The organism is Rhodococcus sp. NPDC057014 (assembly GCF_042673295.1).
In the GTDB taxonomy this organism is placed as follows: Bacteria; Actinomycetota; Actinomycetes; order Mycobacteriales; family Mycobacteriaceae; genus Rhodococcus_F.
On sequence record NZ_JBHUSF010000014.1, the window covers coordinates 31,269 to 46,520 of the forward strand.

Annotated in this window: 15 protein-coding genes; 11 read left to right on the forward strand and 4 right to left on the reverse strand. The window is 66.5% G+C overall.

What is annotated here, in order from left to right; translation table 11 throughout:
- Positions 1-13: 13 nt before the first annotated feature.
- The 5 genes from ACFTZB_RS04980 (at position 14) to ACFTZB_RS05000 (ending at position 4,318) form a co-directional block, all read left to right on the forward strand.
- Entirely contained in the window at positions 14-2,068 is a 2,055-nt protein-coding gene (locus ACFTZB_RS04980) for a hypothetical protein (RefSeq protein WP_378430379.1), read from the forward strand.
- Between the two features lie 80 nt (positions 2,069-2,148).
- Positions 2,149-2,820, forward strand: coding sequence for a hypothetical protein (locus tag ACFTZB_RS04985; RefSeq protein ID WP_378430380.1), 672 nt, complete (start codon positions 2,149-2,151; stop codon positions 2,818-2,820).
- Positions 2,821-2,919: 99 nt separating this feature from the next.
- Complete coding sequence (locus ACFTZB_RS04990; RefSeq protein WP_378430381.1) at positions 2,920-3,399, forward strand: MaoC/PaaZ C-terminal domain-containing protein; 480 nt, start codon at positions 2,920-2,922, stop codon at positions 3,397-3,399.
- A gap of 97 nt (positions 3,400-3,496) precedes the next feature.
- Positions 3,497-3,820, forward strand: a complete 324-nt coding sequence (locus ACFTZB_RS04995) for a hypothetical protein (protein ID WP_378430382.1) — start codon at positions 3,497-3,499, stop codon at positions 3,818-3,820.
- Positions 3,821-3,985: 165 nt separating this feature from the next.
- Entirely contained in the window at positions 3,986-4,318 is a 333-nt protein-coding gene (locus ACFTZB_RS05000) for a hypothetical protein (RefSeq protein ID WP_378430383.1), read from the forward strand.
- Positions 4,319-4,370: 52 nt separating this feature from the next.
- Here ACFTZB_RS05000 and ACFTZB_RS05005 read toward each other — a convergent pair whose 3' ends face one another.
- The gene (locus tag ACFTZB_RS05005; protein WP_378430384.1) at positions 4,371-4,733 is read right to left on the reverse strand and encodes a VOC family protein; all 363 of its coding nucleotides are present in this window, start codon (positions 4,731-4,733) and stop codon (positions 4,371-4,373) included.
- Between the two features lie 120 nt (positions 4,734-4,853).
- On the opposite strand from ACFTZB_RS05005, the gene ACFTZB_RS05010 reads away from it, so the two are divergent.
- The 3 genes from ACFTZB_RS05010 (at position 4,854) to ACFTZB_RS05020 (ending at position 7,387) form a co-directional block, all read left to right on the forward strand.
- A complete protein-coding gene (locus ACFTZB_RS05010; RefSeq protein WP_378430385.1) occupies positions 4,854-5,810 on the forward strand; it encodes an ADP-ribosylglycohydrolase family protein in 957 nt (318 codons plus the stop codon).
- A 356-nt stretch (positions 5,811-6,166) separates the two neighbouring features.
- Positions 6,167-6,868, forward strand: coding sequence for an alpha/beta fold hydrolase (locus tag ACFTZB_RS05015; RefSeq protein ID WP_378430386.1), 702 nt, complete (start codon positions 6,167-6,169; stop codon positions 6,866-6,868).
- A 78-nt stretch (positions 6,869-6,946) separates the two neighbouring features.
- On the forward strand, positions 6,947-7,387 hold the full coding sequence (locus ACFTZB_RS05020; protein ID WP_072944185.1) for an SRPBCC family protein: 441 nt from the start codon (positions 6,947-6,949) through the stop codon (positions 7,385-7,387).
- 44 nt (positions 7,388-7,431) lie between these two features.
- On the opposite strand, the gene ACFTZB_RS05025 is transcribed toward ACFTZB_RS05020, so the two are convergent.
- Complete coding sequence (locus ACFTZB_RS05025; protein WP_378430387.1) at positions 7,432-8,856, reverse strand: plasmid pRiA4b ORF-3 family protein; 1,425 nt, start codon at positions 8,854-8,856, stop codon at positions 7,432-7,434.
- A 437-nt stretch (positions 8,857-9,293) separates the two neighbouring features.
- Here ACFTZB_RS05025 and nhaA point away from each other — a divergent pair, with 437 nt between their 5' ends.
- Positions 9,294-11,162 (forward strand): Na+/H+ antiporter NhaA, encoded by a 1,869-nt coding sequence (gene nhaA / locus ACFTZB_RS05030; RefSeq protein WP_378430388.1) that lies wholly within the window; start codon positions 9,294-9,296, stop codon positions 11,160-11,162.
- On the opposite strand, the gene ACFTZB_RS05035 is transcribed toward nhaA, so the two are convergent.
- Complete coding sequence (locus ACFTZB_RS05035) at positions 11,163-11,510, reverse strand: GNAT family N-acetyltransferase (protein ID WP_378430389.1); 348 nt, start codon at positions 11,508-11,510, stop codon at positions 11,163-11,165.
- Between the two features lie 96 nt (positions 11,511-11,606).
- Here ACFTZB_RS05035 and ACFTZB_RS05040 point away from each other — a divergent pair, with 96 nt between their 5' ends.
- A complete protein-coding gene (locus ACFTZB_RS05040) occupies positions 11,607-12,503 on the forward strand; it encodes an LLM class flavin-dependent oxidoreductase (protein ID WP_378430390.1) in 897 nt (298 codons plus the stop codon).
- A gap of 33 nt (positions 12,504-12,536) precedes the next feature.
- On the opposite strand, the gene ACFTZB_RS05045 is transcribed toward ACFTZB_RS05040, so the two are convergent.
- Positions 12,537-13,703 carry a serine/threonine-protein kinase gene (locus ACFTZB_RS05045; protein ID WP_378430391.1) on the reverse strand — a complete coding sequence of 389 codons (1,167 nt, stop codon included), beginning with the start codon at positions 13,701-13,703 and terminating at the stop codon, positions 12,537-12,539.
- Between the two features lie 61 nt (positions 13,704-13,764).
- Here ACFTZB_RS05045 and ACFTZB_RS05050 point away from each other — a divergent pair, with 61 nt between their 5' ends.
- Positions 13,765-15,162, forward strand: a complete 1,398-nt coding sequence (locus tag ACFTZB_RS05050) for a plasmid pRiA4b ORF-3 family protein (protein WP_378430392.1) — start codon at positions 13,765-13,767, stop codon at positions 15,160-15,162.
- Positions 15,163-15,252 lie beyond the last annotated feature (90 nt).

Genomic DNA, 15,252 nt, shown 5'->3' on the forward strand with positions numbered 1-15,252 from the left:
CTATGTCGCCACCGTGGTCGACAAGGCGGCGACCGACGGATTCACCGTCTCCGACGATTGGCAGATCGTCAGTCAGCCGAAGACGATGAGTGAGGCTGAAGCCGCCGAGTACGCCGACCTGATGGAGTACTGGCGCAGCCGGCTCGATGGGGCCCTGACGGAACTCGACAACGCCGATCGGGACATGGCGACGGCGATCCGGGAGGCCCTCGGGGCCGTCGCCGCGAGCGCCCCCGCGTCGTCGGGCCTGTCGGGTCACGAGGGCACCGAGTTGGGCGAGCAGGTCGCGCGGGGCGGTTCCGACATTCCGCAGGACGTCCGTGACCGCGTTACCCGGGAGATCGCCGCCGCCGGGCTCACCCCCGCGCAAGTGAAGACGCTGGCCGACGGCGGCAAGGTCGCCGACGTTCCGCAGGGAACGATGGATTTCCTCCAGCAGTTCTACGCTGCGGCCGGCAAGGACGGCTTCCTCGCACTGTCCGAGCAGTACACCGAGAACGGTCGCACGGAGGCCGCGAGCGCGCTGTCCAACGGCCTCGCCGTCGTGTCGAACTACAACGTCGGCAGTGCGGCCGGTGACGTCGGCGGACGGAGTCATATCCCGGAAAGCCTTCGTGGGCTGTTCGAGGGGCCGGTGACGTCGACCGGCAACCTCACGAAGGGTGCGAACGACGCCCCGCAGCCGTCGACGGTCGTCAACAACGGCCACGACCTGGCGCGATTCACCAAGGCGTTCGGACTCGCAGACCCTGCCGTTCAGCAGGGCAGCGAGCTGAGCGAGAATCTTCTCTCCCGTGCCGGCGAGATCGCGTCGGCCACGAACGACAAGAGTCTGCTGATCGGAGACTCCTTCGACCACAACGTTCTGCGCCGCGACGGCGTCGACACACTCCTGCAGGACATGGTCGGGGTCGGTGGCCGCGACCATGCCGCCGTCCACAACATCCTGTCCGGTGAAGGCATGCCGACCGGTTACAACCGCGACGACGTCATCATGCCGCTGCTCCAACGCGATTGGGCCGAGGGCGGCGAACAGAACGTCGCCGGGATGTTCGACTGGATCGCCGACGACGCCAGGCCCTCCGACCCGTCGGACCCCGGAGAGATGTTCCGATCGCGACAAGCCGGTGAATCGGCCTTCGGGCTGGCACAGATCCTCGCCGCCAAAGACGCCGAACTGCTCGACATCCCCGGGATGAAAGGCCAGGCCATCGGCGAGGTGAACCCCGAAATTACGCAGGCCTTGGGTAAGGTAGTGGCTCCCTACGTTGCTGAAATGGTGGGTGCTCCACAAGAATTCACCGGAAACAATGGATTCGCGGGGCCGCCCGGCAGCCACGGATTCGGCATCGACAATGCCTCTCGATTGTTCTCGGTGATCGATTCGAATGCTGATGCCGCGGCATATCTCAATGCGCAGGCATTCGGGATGTCCGCACAACTCGAGCAGGCGTGGGCGGTCGGTGACCATGATCCGCACAACTGGGTTCAGGAATACGGTAGCTGGGCGGGGCGCTTGCAGGGAGTGGTCGACAAGGGTCTTGATCTCGAGTTCAACGACCGGCTGGGCGACGCCACCTCGGAAAACTCGGCAGGATTCGAAAGTAAGGGCGTTGCGTACGACACCATTCGTACCGCGATTGGTAAGGGCGTCGAGTTCATCCCTGCGGTCGGTCCCTTTCTTTCCACTGGCATGGACCTAGCCGACCCAACCTTCAAGAGCGCTGTGCTGGGCTCGGTTCCAGAGGCTATTGTCAAGGCAAACGGCGAGGTCACATACGAAACGAGCCTTGCTCAGCATTACTACCAAATCGCGCTCGGGCTTCAGCAACAGAACGGGGGAGTTCTCGACCCGTTCCCGCGACTCGATTCCTTCACTGAAGGCCCGGGCGGTCCGCTGAAGAGCTTCGATGAGATTGCGTCAGTTGAGCCGGAACGCTCTCTGCCGGTTCTACAAGCAGTACTCAACGGTTACATCGTCAATGCCGGCCTGGTGGACATCGACTCGTTCACGATTGCCGTGAATGGTGGTCGTGATGAAGTTCTGACTCCGGCGCCCGGTCGATGAGGGCGCGTCTTGTGACGATGGTGTTGGTCGTCGCGACCCTGACTGGGTGTGAGGCAGGTAGTGAGGCTCGTGATCAGCCAATGCCCGCAGAACTGTCGGCCGCGTACGTGGTGCCGGACAACATCGGTTTCAATTTCCGATGGACTGCGGAACCGGGGATCGATCTCGCAAGCCGCGAATCAACTGTTGTCAGGGCATATTTGGAGTCCTACTACATCGCACTTGGCACTCACAGCGTGGAGAAAGGTTACCCGGGATTCCTCGACGCGACGGCCGCTCAGGTAGGACGCTGGAACTACGGCGGCAGAAGCAGCCAGCCTGTCGCCCGGTACACAGGGACCCAGTTCGAACACCTTCTATGGCTGTCGCCAACTCCGAGGGGATGGTTTGCGACCGTGTGCACGGGAGACTACGCGGTCACGAGATTGGGCGACGACGGCAAGTATTACAACATCGGGTCCACGTCCGTCGGAACCGAGGAGATCGAGTTAGTTGCACCAACCACGTCTGTCGTGGACAGTGTTGCCCTTGATTCAGTTGGACCCGAGCGGGCACCTGCGCAGGACATGTTCGCTGGATGGACGATCCGTCACCACCAACCTGCGACCGCCAGCATCGAAGCTGATCGTGAGTGCGACTCGCGGATGCCCGATGCCAGGGATGTGCGTCCGCAGAAGGTGAACCTCCCGCACGACGCCCCGTACCCGACGCTTGCTCCGTTTCCGGGGTGGCCGCGGTACGACGAGAACTGACGACCGCCCTTCCTGAGGCCGGAAGCAGGGCGCTGTCGCCGCATCCGTTGTGCGGTCATATCCTCGACGGAGTCTCCGTGTTCGTGGAGGCACGAGCGAATGATCGGACGGTTTGTGGTGGACAGCAAGTGTGACGTCGTCTATGCGGACGACCTCGGGGTCGGCGAGCAGTTCGAGCTGGGCTCGTACACGGTGACCGAGGACGAGGTGCTCGAGTTCGCGGGGCAGTGGGATCCGCAGTCGTTCCACATCGACCGCGAATCCGCAGATGAGGGCTATTTCGGTGGTCTCATCGCGAGTGGTGTGCACACGATCGCAGTGTGCCAGCGGCTGTCGGCGACCACTCTCTACGCCCGCTGGAGTGTCATCGCGGGGAGCCGGATGCGTGACGTCAACTTTCTCCGGCCGGTGCGGCCGGGGGACGTGCTGACCGGAAACCTGCTGATCGAGGACGTGCAGCGCGACGGTCGTGGACGGGCGTTGGTGACCGTCGCGACGGAGATTCTCAATGGATCGGGCAAGCAGGTGCTGACGTCGGTGACCGAGATGTACGTGCGCTGCCGCCCCGAAACCGACTGATCGTCGAATTTTCTGGACGAAACACCCTCGTCGAGGATTGTTTTCCGGGTTTCTGGGTACCGCACCGGGGGAGGCCATGAAACCAACGGAGGCAATCATGAGAATGGGTAGGAGGGTGGCCGCGGTGGCAGTGTTCGCGGCTTCGATCGGTTTGGGAGCATCCGGTGTCGCCTGGGGCGGCAGTCTCGACTCGGCGGTGCCGGTGCGTCGGCCGGATGTCATTCAGCCGATGCCACCCGGATTCCCGCAGAACGGTCCGATCGGATGCGACGACTGGGCGGAACCGTACGAGAACAACGTCCCGGCGTGGGGCAGCGATCCCTACAACCAGTTCGACAACTGGTGCGACGGTCCCGAGGACGGGCTTTCCGCGCAGCAGCCGCCGGTCAACGACGACCAGGGCCGGACGGTCAATCCCTGATTCGACGGAATCGTTCACACGAGGCCCGTGCCGTCGTGTGGCTGGGTCGTGAACCGAAACCGACCGTCGGTCGAATTTCATCCACGAAATTCGCGCTTCGAGGATTGTTTACGTTGTCTTTGGGTACAGCCCTTAGGCAGCGTTATTCACCTATGGGAGGCAACGATGAAGGTCGGCATGAGATTGGCTGCGGTCGCTGTGTTCGCGGCCTCGATCGGTTTGGGAACATCCGGTGTCGCCTGGGGTGACGCGCTCGACTCAGTAGCCGTACCCGTGCGGGCGCCCAATAATGTTGCGCCTCTGCCTCCCGGCGTTCCGCCGTACGGCCCGGCGGGTTGTGACGACTGGGCGGAACCGTACGAGAACAACGTCCCGGCGTGGGGTGCCGAACCGTACAACCAGTACGACAATTGGTGCGACGGCCCCGAGGACGGACTGCCGCAACCGGCTACGTACAGCGGTGACGAGGGCGGGGGCGACTCGCCGAACGAGCCGTAACCGATCGATCCGAATCAGCGCGCCTGGGAATCTCCGTTCCTGGCGCGCTGATTCAGCTGCCGGAGGGTGGTTGGTGCAGACCGAATGCGGACCCCTGGTCGTCGTGGCACAGCTTGAATCGTCCGAATTTCGCCGCCGACTCCGGATCCTCGCCGAGATCCACCGCATCGATCGTGCCGCCGAGTGCCAGCACGTGCTCGACCGCGGCGTCCAGGTCCGGCACCTGGAAGAAGACGTAGGGGCCGGCGCCCTCGTCGCCGCCGTGGATCCCGCCCGGGACGTTCGGGGTGGTGATCGAATAACCCGATCCGCCGGGTCCGGATTCGAATTCCCAGCCGAACAACGCCGAGTAGAACTTTCGGCCCTGCTCCGTGTTGGCCACACCCAGTTCGAAGAACGACAGTTCGCCCGACATGAGCACTCCTCCGTCGACAATGTTTACGTGACGCTACGCCGACCTGCCGACACGTAGAAGCCTTGCAAGTTGGAGCGGTAATGATCTAACCTTGGAGCAAATTCGATTCAAGGGGGATTTGTGGAGCTGACCGAACGTCAGACCGACCGGGCCGCAGGCGTATTGATCGCCACCGCTGCGGGCGACGCACTCGGGGCGGGATACGAGTTCACCATCCCGGCGGCCGATGCGGTGATCGACATGGTCGGCGGCGGCATGTTCGACTGGGCGCCGGGGGAGTGGACCGACGACACGTCGATGGCCGTCGCCGTCGCGGAGGTGGCAGCGTCGGGAGTGGACATCGGCCGGGGTGATGGGCTGGATGCCGTTGCTGCGCAGTTCGTTCGGTGGATCGATTCGAATCCGCCCGACGTCGGCAATCAGACGCGCGCCGTGCTGTCGGCCCGCGACCGCTCGGCCGCGGCCATGCAGGAGCGGGCGCGCAGCATCACGGGGAGGAAGGGCGGTAACGGTTCGCTGATGCGGACGGCGCCGGTCGCGCTGGCGTATCTCGACGACGCCGAGGCGTGCGCCGAGGCCGCGTTCCAGATCGGCGCCCTCACTCACGACGATCAGCGCGCCGGAGAGGCGTGCCGGCTGTGGTCCCACGCGATCCGGCACGCGGTGCTGTTCGGGACGTTCGACGGGGTCCGGGGATACCTGCAGGTGGCGCCGGCCGAGGTCGGAGAGTACTGGGGACCGCTGCTCGACCGGGCGGAACGCGGCACACCCGCCGACTTCCCGAAGAACGGCTGGGTGGTCCACGCCCTGCAGACGGCGTGGTGGGCGATCAGCGGCGCCGACGATTCGGGGCCGCATCACCTTCGGCTGGCCCTCGAGCGGGCCGTCCGGGCGGGCAACGACACCGACACCACCGCGGCGATCGCGGGTGGGTTGCTCGGTGCCCGGTGGGGTGCGTCGGCGGTCCCTGACCGGTGGCGCCGGATCCTGCACGGCTGGCCGGGATACTCCGCGGACGATCTCGAGCGGCTGGCGATGGCTGCCGTGCGGAGGGGCGAACCGGCCGACCGGCGCTGAGCATGAACGCGATTCGTACGTGAGCGGCACGGTGTGCCGGGGAGCGCGGCGCCACTCACGTACGGGGGAATTGCGTCAGGCCGCCAACTCGTCGGCGATCTCGATGTCGATTTCCTGTTCGGTCATTCCGCCGAAGAGATGGTTGGTGAACATGTCAGCTCGGTTCTCGTCGTGTGTGGTCGTTCCCGGCACGATCGGATCGACTCGTCCGATCTATGGTGTGTATCGCCCCGGGCGGCGCTGCCGTTTCACTCCCACAGGTGAGCGGCAAAGTGTCCTCGGACGCGCATTCCCGCTCACGTAGCGCTTAGGCTCGACTCGACCCGTTCGTGTCCCGGAACAGGAGATGAGTCGAGATGCCCGCAACCTTCGTTCTGCTGCCCGGCGCCGGCTCCGACTCGTGGTACTGGCACCGCGTCGCGCCGATCCTGGAGGGGAGCGGGCACTCGGTGATCGCCGTCGACCTGCCGTACGGGGACGACGACGCGGGCCAGTACGAGTTCGCCGACGTCGTCGTCGATGCGGTCGAGGACGTCGAGGGGGCAATCGTGCTGGTCGCGCAGTCCATGTCCGCGTTCACCGCGGCGATCGTCTGTCAGCGCGGCGAGGTCGACGTCGACCTGCTCGTGCTGGTGGCGCCGATGCTGCCCGCGCCGGGGGAGGCGCCGGGGAGGTGGTGGGAGACCACCGGTCAGCCGGAGGCGAAGCGGGCGTTCGACCTCCTGGAGGGCCGCGACCCGGACGCGCCCGACGACCTGCGGGCGCTGTTCTTCCACGACGTGCCCGACGACGTCACGGAGGAGGCGTTCAGCCACGAAGAGCCGGTCATGTCCGATACTCCGTTCGGGACGGTGTGGCAGGCGGAGGCGTGGCCGTTCGTGAAGACGCGGGTCGTGGCAGGCAGCCGTGATCGGCTGTTCCCGCTCGACTTCATGCAGCGGATCGTCCGGGAGCGGCTGGGCATCGCACCGGAGGTCATCGACTCGGGACATCTCGCGGCACTCGCGCGCCCCGGGGAACTTGCTGCCATGCTGGAGCGCTACGCGTCCGAACTGTAGGTCAGGTGAGTGGCAAAGCGTGCTGGAGGACGCAATGCCACTCACGTAGGCGCACCCGGAAACGAGGAGACTAACTAGATGGCGTTGTCGGTATCAGGCGAGTTCGAGATCGAGGCGAGCCCCGAACAGGTCATGGCCGCGCTGGTGGATGTCGAACGCATCCCCGAGTGGTCGGCGGTGCACAAGAAGGTGGTCGTCGAGTCCCGGTTCGACGACGGACGCCCCCGCACCGTGCGTATGACGCTCGCCGTTCTCGGTGTCTCGGACACTCAGCTCGCCGAGCACAAGTGGATCGGCGACGAGCACATGTCGTGGACGCTTCTCGAGAGCGAGAAGCAGAAGTGCCAGGAAGGGGAGTACCGACTGGTCCCCACACCACGCGGGACGTCGGTTCAACTCACGATGGCGGTGGAACCGAAGGTGTGGGTGCCGAAGTCCGTGCTGCGCCAGGGGCAGAAGCAGGCCGTGCGCCTGATCCGCAAGGGATTTACACAGTTCGTTCTCGAGAACTACGTCTGACTCGGTGTCCGCCCGTGGTGCGGACACCGACGCGGGTGCTCCCTTTACGCGAACAACGTCTCCAAGGCTCTGTTCACCCGGTCTCGATCGAACGATGTCGGATCGAGTTGCTGACCTGGGCGAAGGCCGAGCCACTCCCGGATCTCCGAGTGTTCCTCGTGACGCGGGTCAGCGCTGGCTTCGATCTTGTGAGCCCAGCCCCACGGCCCGCCGGAATCTTCGTAGGGCGCCATGTTGTGTCCATCGAGGCAGAGCGCGGCAGGGGAGTCAGGTGCAGGGTTGTCGACCGACTCGACCTCGATGTGGTGGATCCAGTCGTCACCGAAGTCGTACAGGTAGGTGAGACAGTCGCCGACCGAGCTGAGCAACAAACCGACCGCGACCTCCTCCTCCGGGACGGCAGTACCCAAGACATCACGGTGCGCGATGTCGGCGGCGGGAATGAACACTTTGCCGCCCGAGTACGCCGGTCCGGCGGAGAACTCGTGGAGATGAGAGTTTTCCCACCCGAACGCCGACTGGACGATGTCATGGAGAGCGGCGAGCGGAAGTGTGGCGTCGAGTCGAATGCGACGCCAGATTGGAATGTGTGTGCCTTCCAATGAGATCCGCACGGTAACTTGTGAATCCACGACTTCGGAAGATGCAAACTCGGTTTCTGAACTCGCGAGTTGGACGGCATGAAGGACGGCAGGCCGCAGCGCGGCCGGAACTCGGTATGCGCCATCCTTGGTGAGCAACTTCTGTTCCACCAGCGTGTCCAAACGGTCGTAGACGAAGTCATCCATCAGCGATTGCTCGTCGTCGAACGGAACGTCTTCCGGGCTGGCAGTCGGCTCTGCTGTCATCGCCGCCAAGATCACTTGAATCACCACGATATCGGTGAGATGAGTGGGGTCGAGTGGATGACGTTGACCCGTGACGAGTTGCCTGCGGACGTATTCGGTGACAGCCGCCCGAACCAGCGGCAGCGCGCGGGTTGAGCGTTCGGTGATCAGCTCCGCGTTCGGTCCGGGGACCGCCCGCGTGGAGTTGACGGTGATCAGGCCGATCTCTTCCGCGGTTTCCCAATACTCCAGCATTTCGGGTACGTCGCGCATCGAACGGATTTTCCGCGCACGCGGAAACCCGTCGGAGTCGACGGCGAGATCGATACCCAATGCGTGAGCGAGATCCGGAAGTGAGACGGGTTTGGGCACCTTGGTGGAGGTGACGGGCGCGCCCGTGCCGACCCACCCGACCAGTGCGGCAAGGGTCGTGATCACCGGAAGCGAGGCGAGTGCGCGAAGCTCGTCATCTTCGTCCACGGCGGGAAGCGCGATGTCTTCGGGAAGGAGGATGGGTGGTTGCGGCTCGAGGAATTCGACGAGGTCCTCGATGCAATGGATGAGATTGTCCTCGGTGCCGGTCCACAGCTGGTTTTCGTCGAGATAGTTGAGGAAGGTCAGGGCCGAGGCGACGATCGCCATGGCGACGTCCTCGACGTCGTCAGTGGCTTCTGCCGCTACTTGATCGGCGACATCGAGCAGGGTGTGCGCGTCCGCGGGGAGCCAGCCGGTGGCGCGGAATCCGCGGCGGCCGCGTGCGAGGTTGGTGAGTGTCGACTCCACGAGGTGCCCGAAGAGATCCGTATCCACCGGAAGATCGCCCGTGTGCAGCCACTGGACGAAGTTGTCGATGAGCGCCGGGTCGACGGCGGGAGTGGGAAACATCGGCACAGGTGTCGAGCGGTTCCTCCGCTGGCGTGCCTGCTGTTTTGCCGCGCGCTTCTGGCCTGGATTCCTACCCCGCTTCGATCCCATGGCGGGATGATATCGCGGCCGGATCGGGGTTCTCCGGACAGCTGGGCGCCTCGAGCGTCACGGCATTAGGCTGGCCAGCGGTCGAGAAGGTGAGGGAGGACCAGATGACGGTCGAGCAGAGCAGCCCCACCACACTTCGCCGACTGTCGGCGCGGTTGGCCCTGATCCGCGACGACACCGACGACGACAAGTTGTCGGCCGGCTTCCTCCTCGTCGCCACGATCCTCGCGTTGGTGTGGGCCAACATCGGTGATTCGTACGAGTCGTTCTGGCACACCCCGGTGACCATCCAGATCGGCGACTACAGCATCGGTCTCGACCTGAAGCACTGGGTCAACGACGGGTTGATGACGCTGTTCTTCTTCGTCGTCGGGCTGGAGGTGAAACGCGAGCTGACGATCGGCGAGCTCACCGACCGCGCCCGCGCCGCCGTGCCGCTGCTCGCCGCGATCGCGGGGCTCGCGTTGCCCGCCGTCCTGTTCCTGCTCCTCAACCCCACCGGGGCCGAGGCCAGTGCGTGGGGCGTCGTCGTCTCCACCGACACGGCGTTCGTGCTCGGCGCACTCGCCCTCGTCGGACCCCGATGCCCCGCCCGGCTGCGCGTGTTCATCCTGACGCTGGCGGTGGCCGACGACATCGGCGCCCTGGCCATCATCGCCTTCTTCTACACCGACAACCTGCGGCTCGGACCGCTGCTCCTCGGGTGCGTCGGGCTGCTGCTGATCCTCAAGCTGCGCAAGCTCGAGGTGTGGCGGGGCGTGGTCTACTTCGTCGTCGCGGCCGGCACGTGGGTCGCGTTCTACGAGTCGGGCGTCCACCCCACCCTTGCCGGTGTGCTGATCGCGCTGATCCTGCCCGTGTATCCGCCGCGGCGCAGCGAGGTGGAGCGGGCCGGTGAGCTCACAAGGGCGTTCCGGCAGTCACCGAACTCCGACTACGCCCGCGCCGCACAGCTCGGGGTGCTGCGGGCGGTGTCCGTCAACGAACGGCTGCTGCGCTTCTACCAGCCCTACACCGCGTTCCTCGTCGTCCCGATCTTCGCGCTCGCCAATGCCGGCGTGGTCATCACCGGGCAGACATTGACGGACGCGGCCCGGTCTCCGCTGGCGTGGGGCATCGTGCTCGGCCTGGTGGTCGGCAAGCTCGTCGGCATCACCGCGGCCACCGCGTTGTTCTCGAAGCTGCGGCCCGGCAGTCTGCCGCCCGGGCTGAGTCTGTCGCAGATCGCCGGCGGCAGCGCGCTGGCCGGCATCGGTTTCACGATCTCGCTGTTCATCGTCGACCTGGCCATCGACTCGCCCGAACTGGCCAACGACGCCCGGGTAGGCGTCCTGACGGCGGCCGTCATCGCCACCGTCCTCGGGTGGGCGCGGTTCCGGATCTCGGATTGGGTGCACCCGCCGACGGAGGCGGCCGGACTCACCCTGCTCCGGTCCGTCGCCACCGGCCGCGATCACGTGCGCGGGCCGGTGGATGCGCCGCTCACCCTCGTCGAGTACGGCGATTTCGAATGCCCGTTCTGCAGCAAGGCCACCGGCAGCATCCGGGACGTGCGGGCCCATTTCGGGGACGAACTCCGCTACGTCTTCCGGCATCTCCCGCTCGACGCCGTCCATCCGCACGCCCGGTTCGCCGCCCAGGCAAGTGAGGCGGCGGCCGCCCAGGGCCGGTTCTGGGAGATGCACGACCACCTGTTCGCGAACAGCGACGCCCTCGCCGAGGACGAGATCTTCGGTTACGCGGCCGAGTTGGGGCTCGACATGGACCGGTTCGAGGACGACATCCGCAAAGGCACGTACGGTCACCGCGTCGACGACGACGAACTCGACGCCGAGTCGAGCGATTTCCGGGGGACCCCCACGTTCTACCTCGGTTCGACGGGCGCCGACCTCACCCGGCACAGCGGGCCGTACGACGCCGCGACCCTCATCCGGCAGCTCGAGGAGGCGCGCGGCGCCGACGGCGCACCCTGATCAGCGCTGCCGGTGCCGCACCGCCTCGATCGCGTCCGGGGTGACCGGGTCGACGTCGTCGGCGAAGTCGTCGTGCTTCTCGAGGTAGCGGGCGACGAACGGGCAGATCGGCACGATCCGCTTGCCGCCCCCGACGGTCTCCGTCAGCGCGCTGCGGATCAGGATGCTGGCCAGGCCACGGCCCGCGAACTGATCGCCGATCTCGGTGTGAAAGAAGATCCGCTGATTCTCGTGGTCCAGGTATTCGGTGAACCCGGCCAGCTCGTCAGCGACACGGATGTCGAAGCGGTGGTGTTCGGGCGCGTCCCGGACGTCGGGTGCGGGAGCGTCTTTCGTGTCGTCTGTCATGAACCCACTATGCCGGGCCGCAGACCGGGTGTTCCCGGCGGCCACGGTGTTGGATGATCGAAGGGGGAGTCCAGCGATCCGAGAAGGGACGCCACCATGACCGACTACGGCAGGACCCCGCAGTTCGGGGTGTTCGTCACCCCGACGGTGGAGTTGCTGGCCAACACGTTCGAACTCGCCGCGCTCGCCGACGACACCGGACTCGACCTGATCGGCGTTCAAGATCACCCGTACCAGGCGAAATTCCTCGACTGCTGGTCGCTGATGGGCATGCTGCTGGCGCGGACCGAGCGGGTGCGGGTGTTTCCCGACGTCGCATGCCTGCCCCTCCGACCCCCGTCGGTGATGGCGAAGGCCGCGGCCAGCCTGGATGTCATGTCGGGAGGCCGGTTCGAACTGGCGTTGGGTGCGGGCGCGTTCTGGGAGGCGATCGGGGCGATGGGTGGTGACGTCCGCACGCCAGTGCAGGCCGCGACCGCACTGCGGGAGGCCGTGCAGGTCATCCGCCTGATGTGGTCGGGTGAGCGGGCCGTCCGATCGGAGGGCACGCACTACCGCCTCGACGGCGTGCATCCCGGGCCCGCCCCGGCACACCCGATGGGCATCTGGCTCGGCGTCGGCGGACCACGGTTGCTGCATGCGCTGGGGCGCTCCGCCGACGGGTGGGTGCCGTCGAGTTCCTATTTCCCGCCGGAGGTTCTGCCGGGCATGCACGCGAAGATCGACGCGGGTGCTGCGGACGCAGGCCGCGATCCCGCGTCGATCGTGCGCGTCTACAACGTGTTCGGGCGGGTGAGCGACACACGGTCGGACACGTTGTTCCACGGCAACGCCGAGCAATGGGTGAGCCAACTGACGGACCTCGTGGTGGAGACGGGAATGGACACGTTCGTCTTCGGCACCGACGGCGACGACCTCGACCAGATCAGGAAGTTCGCGACCGATGTCGCGCCCGCCGTCCGGGCCGCGGTGGACGCGCGTCGCGGCTCCTGATGGGCGCACGCCCCAACCGCGGGACCGATCAGGTCAGTTGCCGTCCTTGTCTTTGTCCTTGTCCTTGGTCTTGCCGTTCCCGTTGTTGCCGTTGCTGTTTCCCGGACCGGTCTTCGGGGCGTCGGCCGGCGGCGCCGGTGCGACGGGTTCGACGTCGACGGTGCCGCTCGGCGGAGACACGGGCGCCGGGGGCGGGGCGACGGCGGTGGTGCTCGGGCCCGGAACGACGGTGCCGTTCTGATTCTGCGACGCGATGGCCAGTGCCGCCACGGCGGCAGCCACCAGTAGAGCGGCGACGGCGGCGATGATCACGCCGGTTCTCCCGGGTCGCCGACGCTCGGGTGCCGGCGGGTGAACGGATGTGCTGGGCGTGAATGCCCTCGTCGGGGGACCGGGCGTTCCGAGGACCGCGGCCCGCATCGACTGGGCGTCGGCGTGCCGCTGCCGCGGATCGCGGGACATCGCGCGTTCGATCGTGTGCACGAGGTTCGGGTCGGCGTCCGGACGCACCACGTGGAGGGGTCGGGCCGCGCCGTCGGTGATGGCCCGGGCGAGCGACAGGATGTTGTCGCCGGCGAACGGCCGGTGCCCGGCGAGGGCTTCGTAGCCGACGACGCCGACCGCGTACAGATCGTCGGCGGTGGTGGCGGGTGTGCCGAGGATGCGATCCGGGCTGAGATAGGCCACGGTGCCCAGCACCTGTCCCGTCGCCGTGTGGTCGGACGCCGCGCTCTTCGCGATGCCGAAGTCGGCGACCTTCACCGTGCCCGACGCGGTGAACAGCACGTTTCCCGGTTTGATGTCGCGGTGCAGGATCCCGGCACCGTGCGCGGCGCCGACGGCGGCGAGCACGTCGGCGAGGATCGACCGCACCCGCGCGTCGGGTAGGGGTCCGGTGGCGATCTCGTCGGCGAGGGTTCGCCCGGGCAGGCGTTCCATCACGATGTAGGCCACTCCCGCGTCTTCGCCGCAGTCGTGCACCGCGACCACGTTCGGGTGGTTCAACGTCGCGGCCAGCCGGGCCTCGGCCTCGAACCGCCGGCGGGTGTCGGGGACGGACGCGAGTTCGGGGCGCAGCACCTTGATCGCGACCGGGCGCTCGAGGCGCAGGTCCCACCCGTCGTGGACGTCGGCCATCCCGCCCCGGCCCAGCACTCCCCGCAGTTGGTACCGACCTGCGAGAAGTGCGGACACAGACATGCCTTCACGCTATCGTCACCACTTGTGCCGGACACTTCTGCCTCCCGCCTACCATGACGCCATGACCGCTTCGGGTAAACGCCGACACCTGTCCGTCGTCCCTGACGTGCCGGTGATCGTCCGGCCGTCCGAACGGCGGGGCCGACGCAGCGTCGCGGGCTACCATCTGCGTATCGAACTCGACGAGGTGTCGCCGCCGATCTGGCGCCAATTCGTGGTGCCGTCGAATCTGCGGCTGCACGAATTGCATCCGATCGTGCAGACGATCATGGGCTGGCAGGACAGCCATCTTCATTCGTGGGTCGGCGGTGAGCCGCCCGCGTCGGAGCGCTACGACATGCGCGAGAGCATCGACGAGGGTTTCGCCGACGAGGACGACCAGTTGTGCGAGGACGCGGTGCGGCTCGATCAGGTTCTGGCCGAACCGGGGGAGCAGCTGTCCTATCTGTACGACTTCGGTGACGGCTGGGAGCACACGATCGTGCTCGAACGGATCGACGCCGACGACTCGGAGCCGACCGTCACCTGCCTCGCAGGCGCCCGCGCGTGCCCGCCGGAGGATTGCGGCGGACCGGGCGGCTACGACGACCTGCTGAAGGTCCTGGCGACGCCGTCGCACCCCGGTCATCACGACGCCGGGGCGTGGGTGGGGCCGGGCTTCGCCCCCGAATCGTTCGGCGTCGACACCGTGAACCGTGGCCTGCGACTCGAAGCCGTCATTCGTGACCACCCACCGGTGTCGGATTCGAAGTTCGCCGCACTGCTGCAACGGATCCCCCATCAGGCTGCCCCGCACGTCTTTTCGCTTCTCGAGCGCGCCCACCTCACCGACCGGCTGGGCGACATCCACGAAACGATCGAAGCGGCGACATTCCACCTGCGGTGGTTCCTGAACCGCATCGGTCCCGACGGCATCACGCTGACCCAGGCGGGCTACCTGCCACCGGCCGTGGTGGCGGAGATGCGGCAGGAACTACCGGGCTTCGACGACTGGCCCGCCACCAGCAACCGCGAGTCGGATCAGCGGCCGGTCCATCTGCTCCGTGAATACGCCAAGGCCCTCGGACTGGCGCGAAAGTACAAGGGCAAACTGATTCGGACCAAACTCGGCTCCGCGACGGCGAGCGATGCGGGCCGGCTGTGGGCACACCTTCTCGACCGGCTGCCCCTGGCGGACGAGCCCATCGAGCGGGAGGCCGGATACCTCGTGCTCCTCACCCTCGCCGCCGGCACCACGTCGGTCGAACGCCGCGACGTGATCGCCGAAGGACTCGCCGCCCTCGGCTGGCAGACGAGCGACGGCACGGTCGTCGGCCGGGAAGAAGTGTTCTGGCTCGCCCGCCCCACGATCTCGTTCCTCGAACTCACCGGCGCAATGGTCAAGGGCTGGGTCCAGCGCGACCAGCCGATGGACCCCGTCTGGGGCCGCCTCTTCGCACAGATGGTGCTGTCGATGTAGGTGGGCGATGGGCGCCCACAGGTCGAACATGCGGCGGGGCAGTCGCATTCGACCCATGTTTCTTGCGGTGAGTCGGTTGCGTGAGCGACA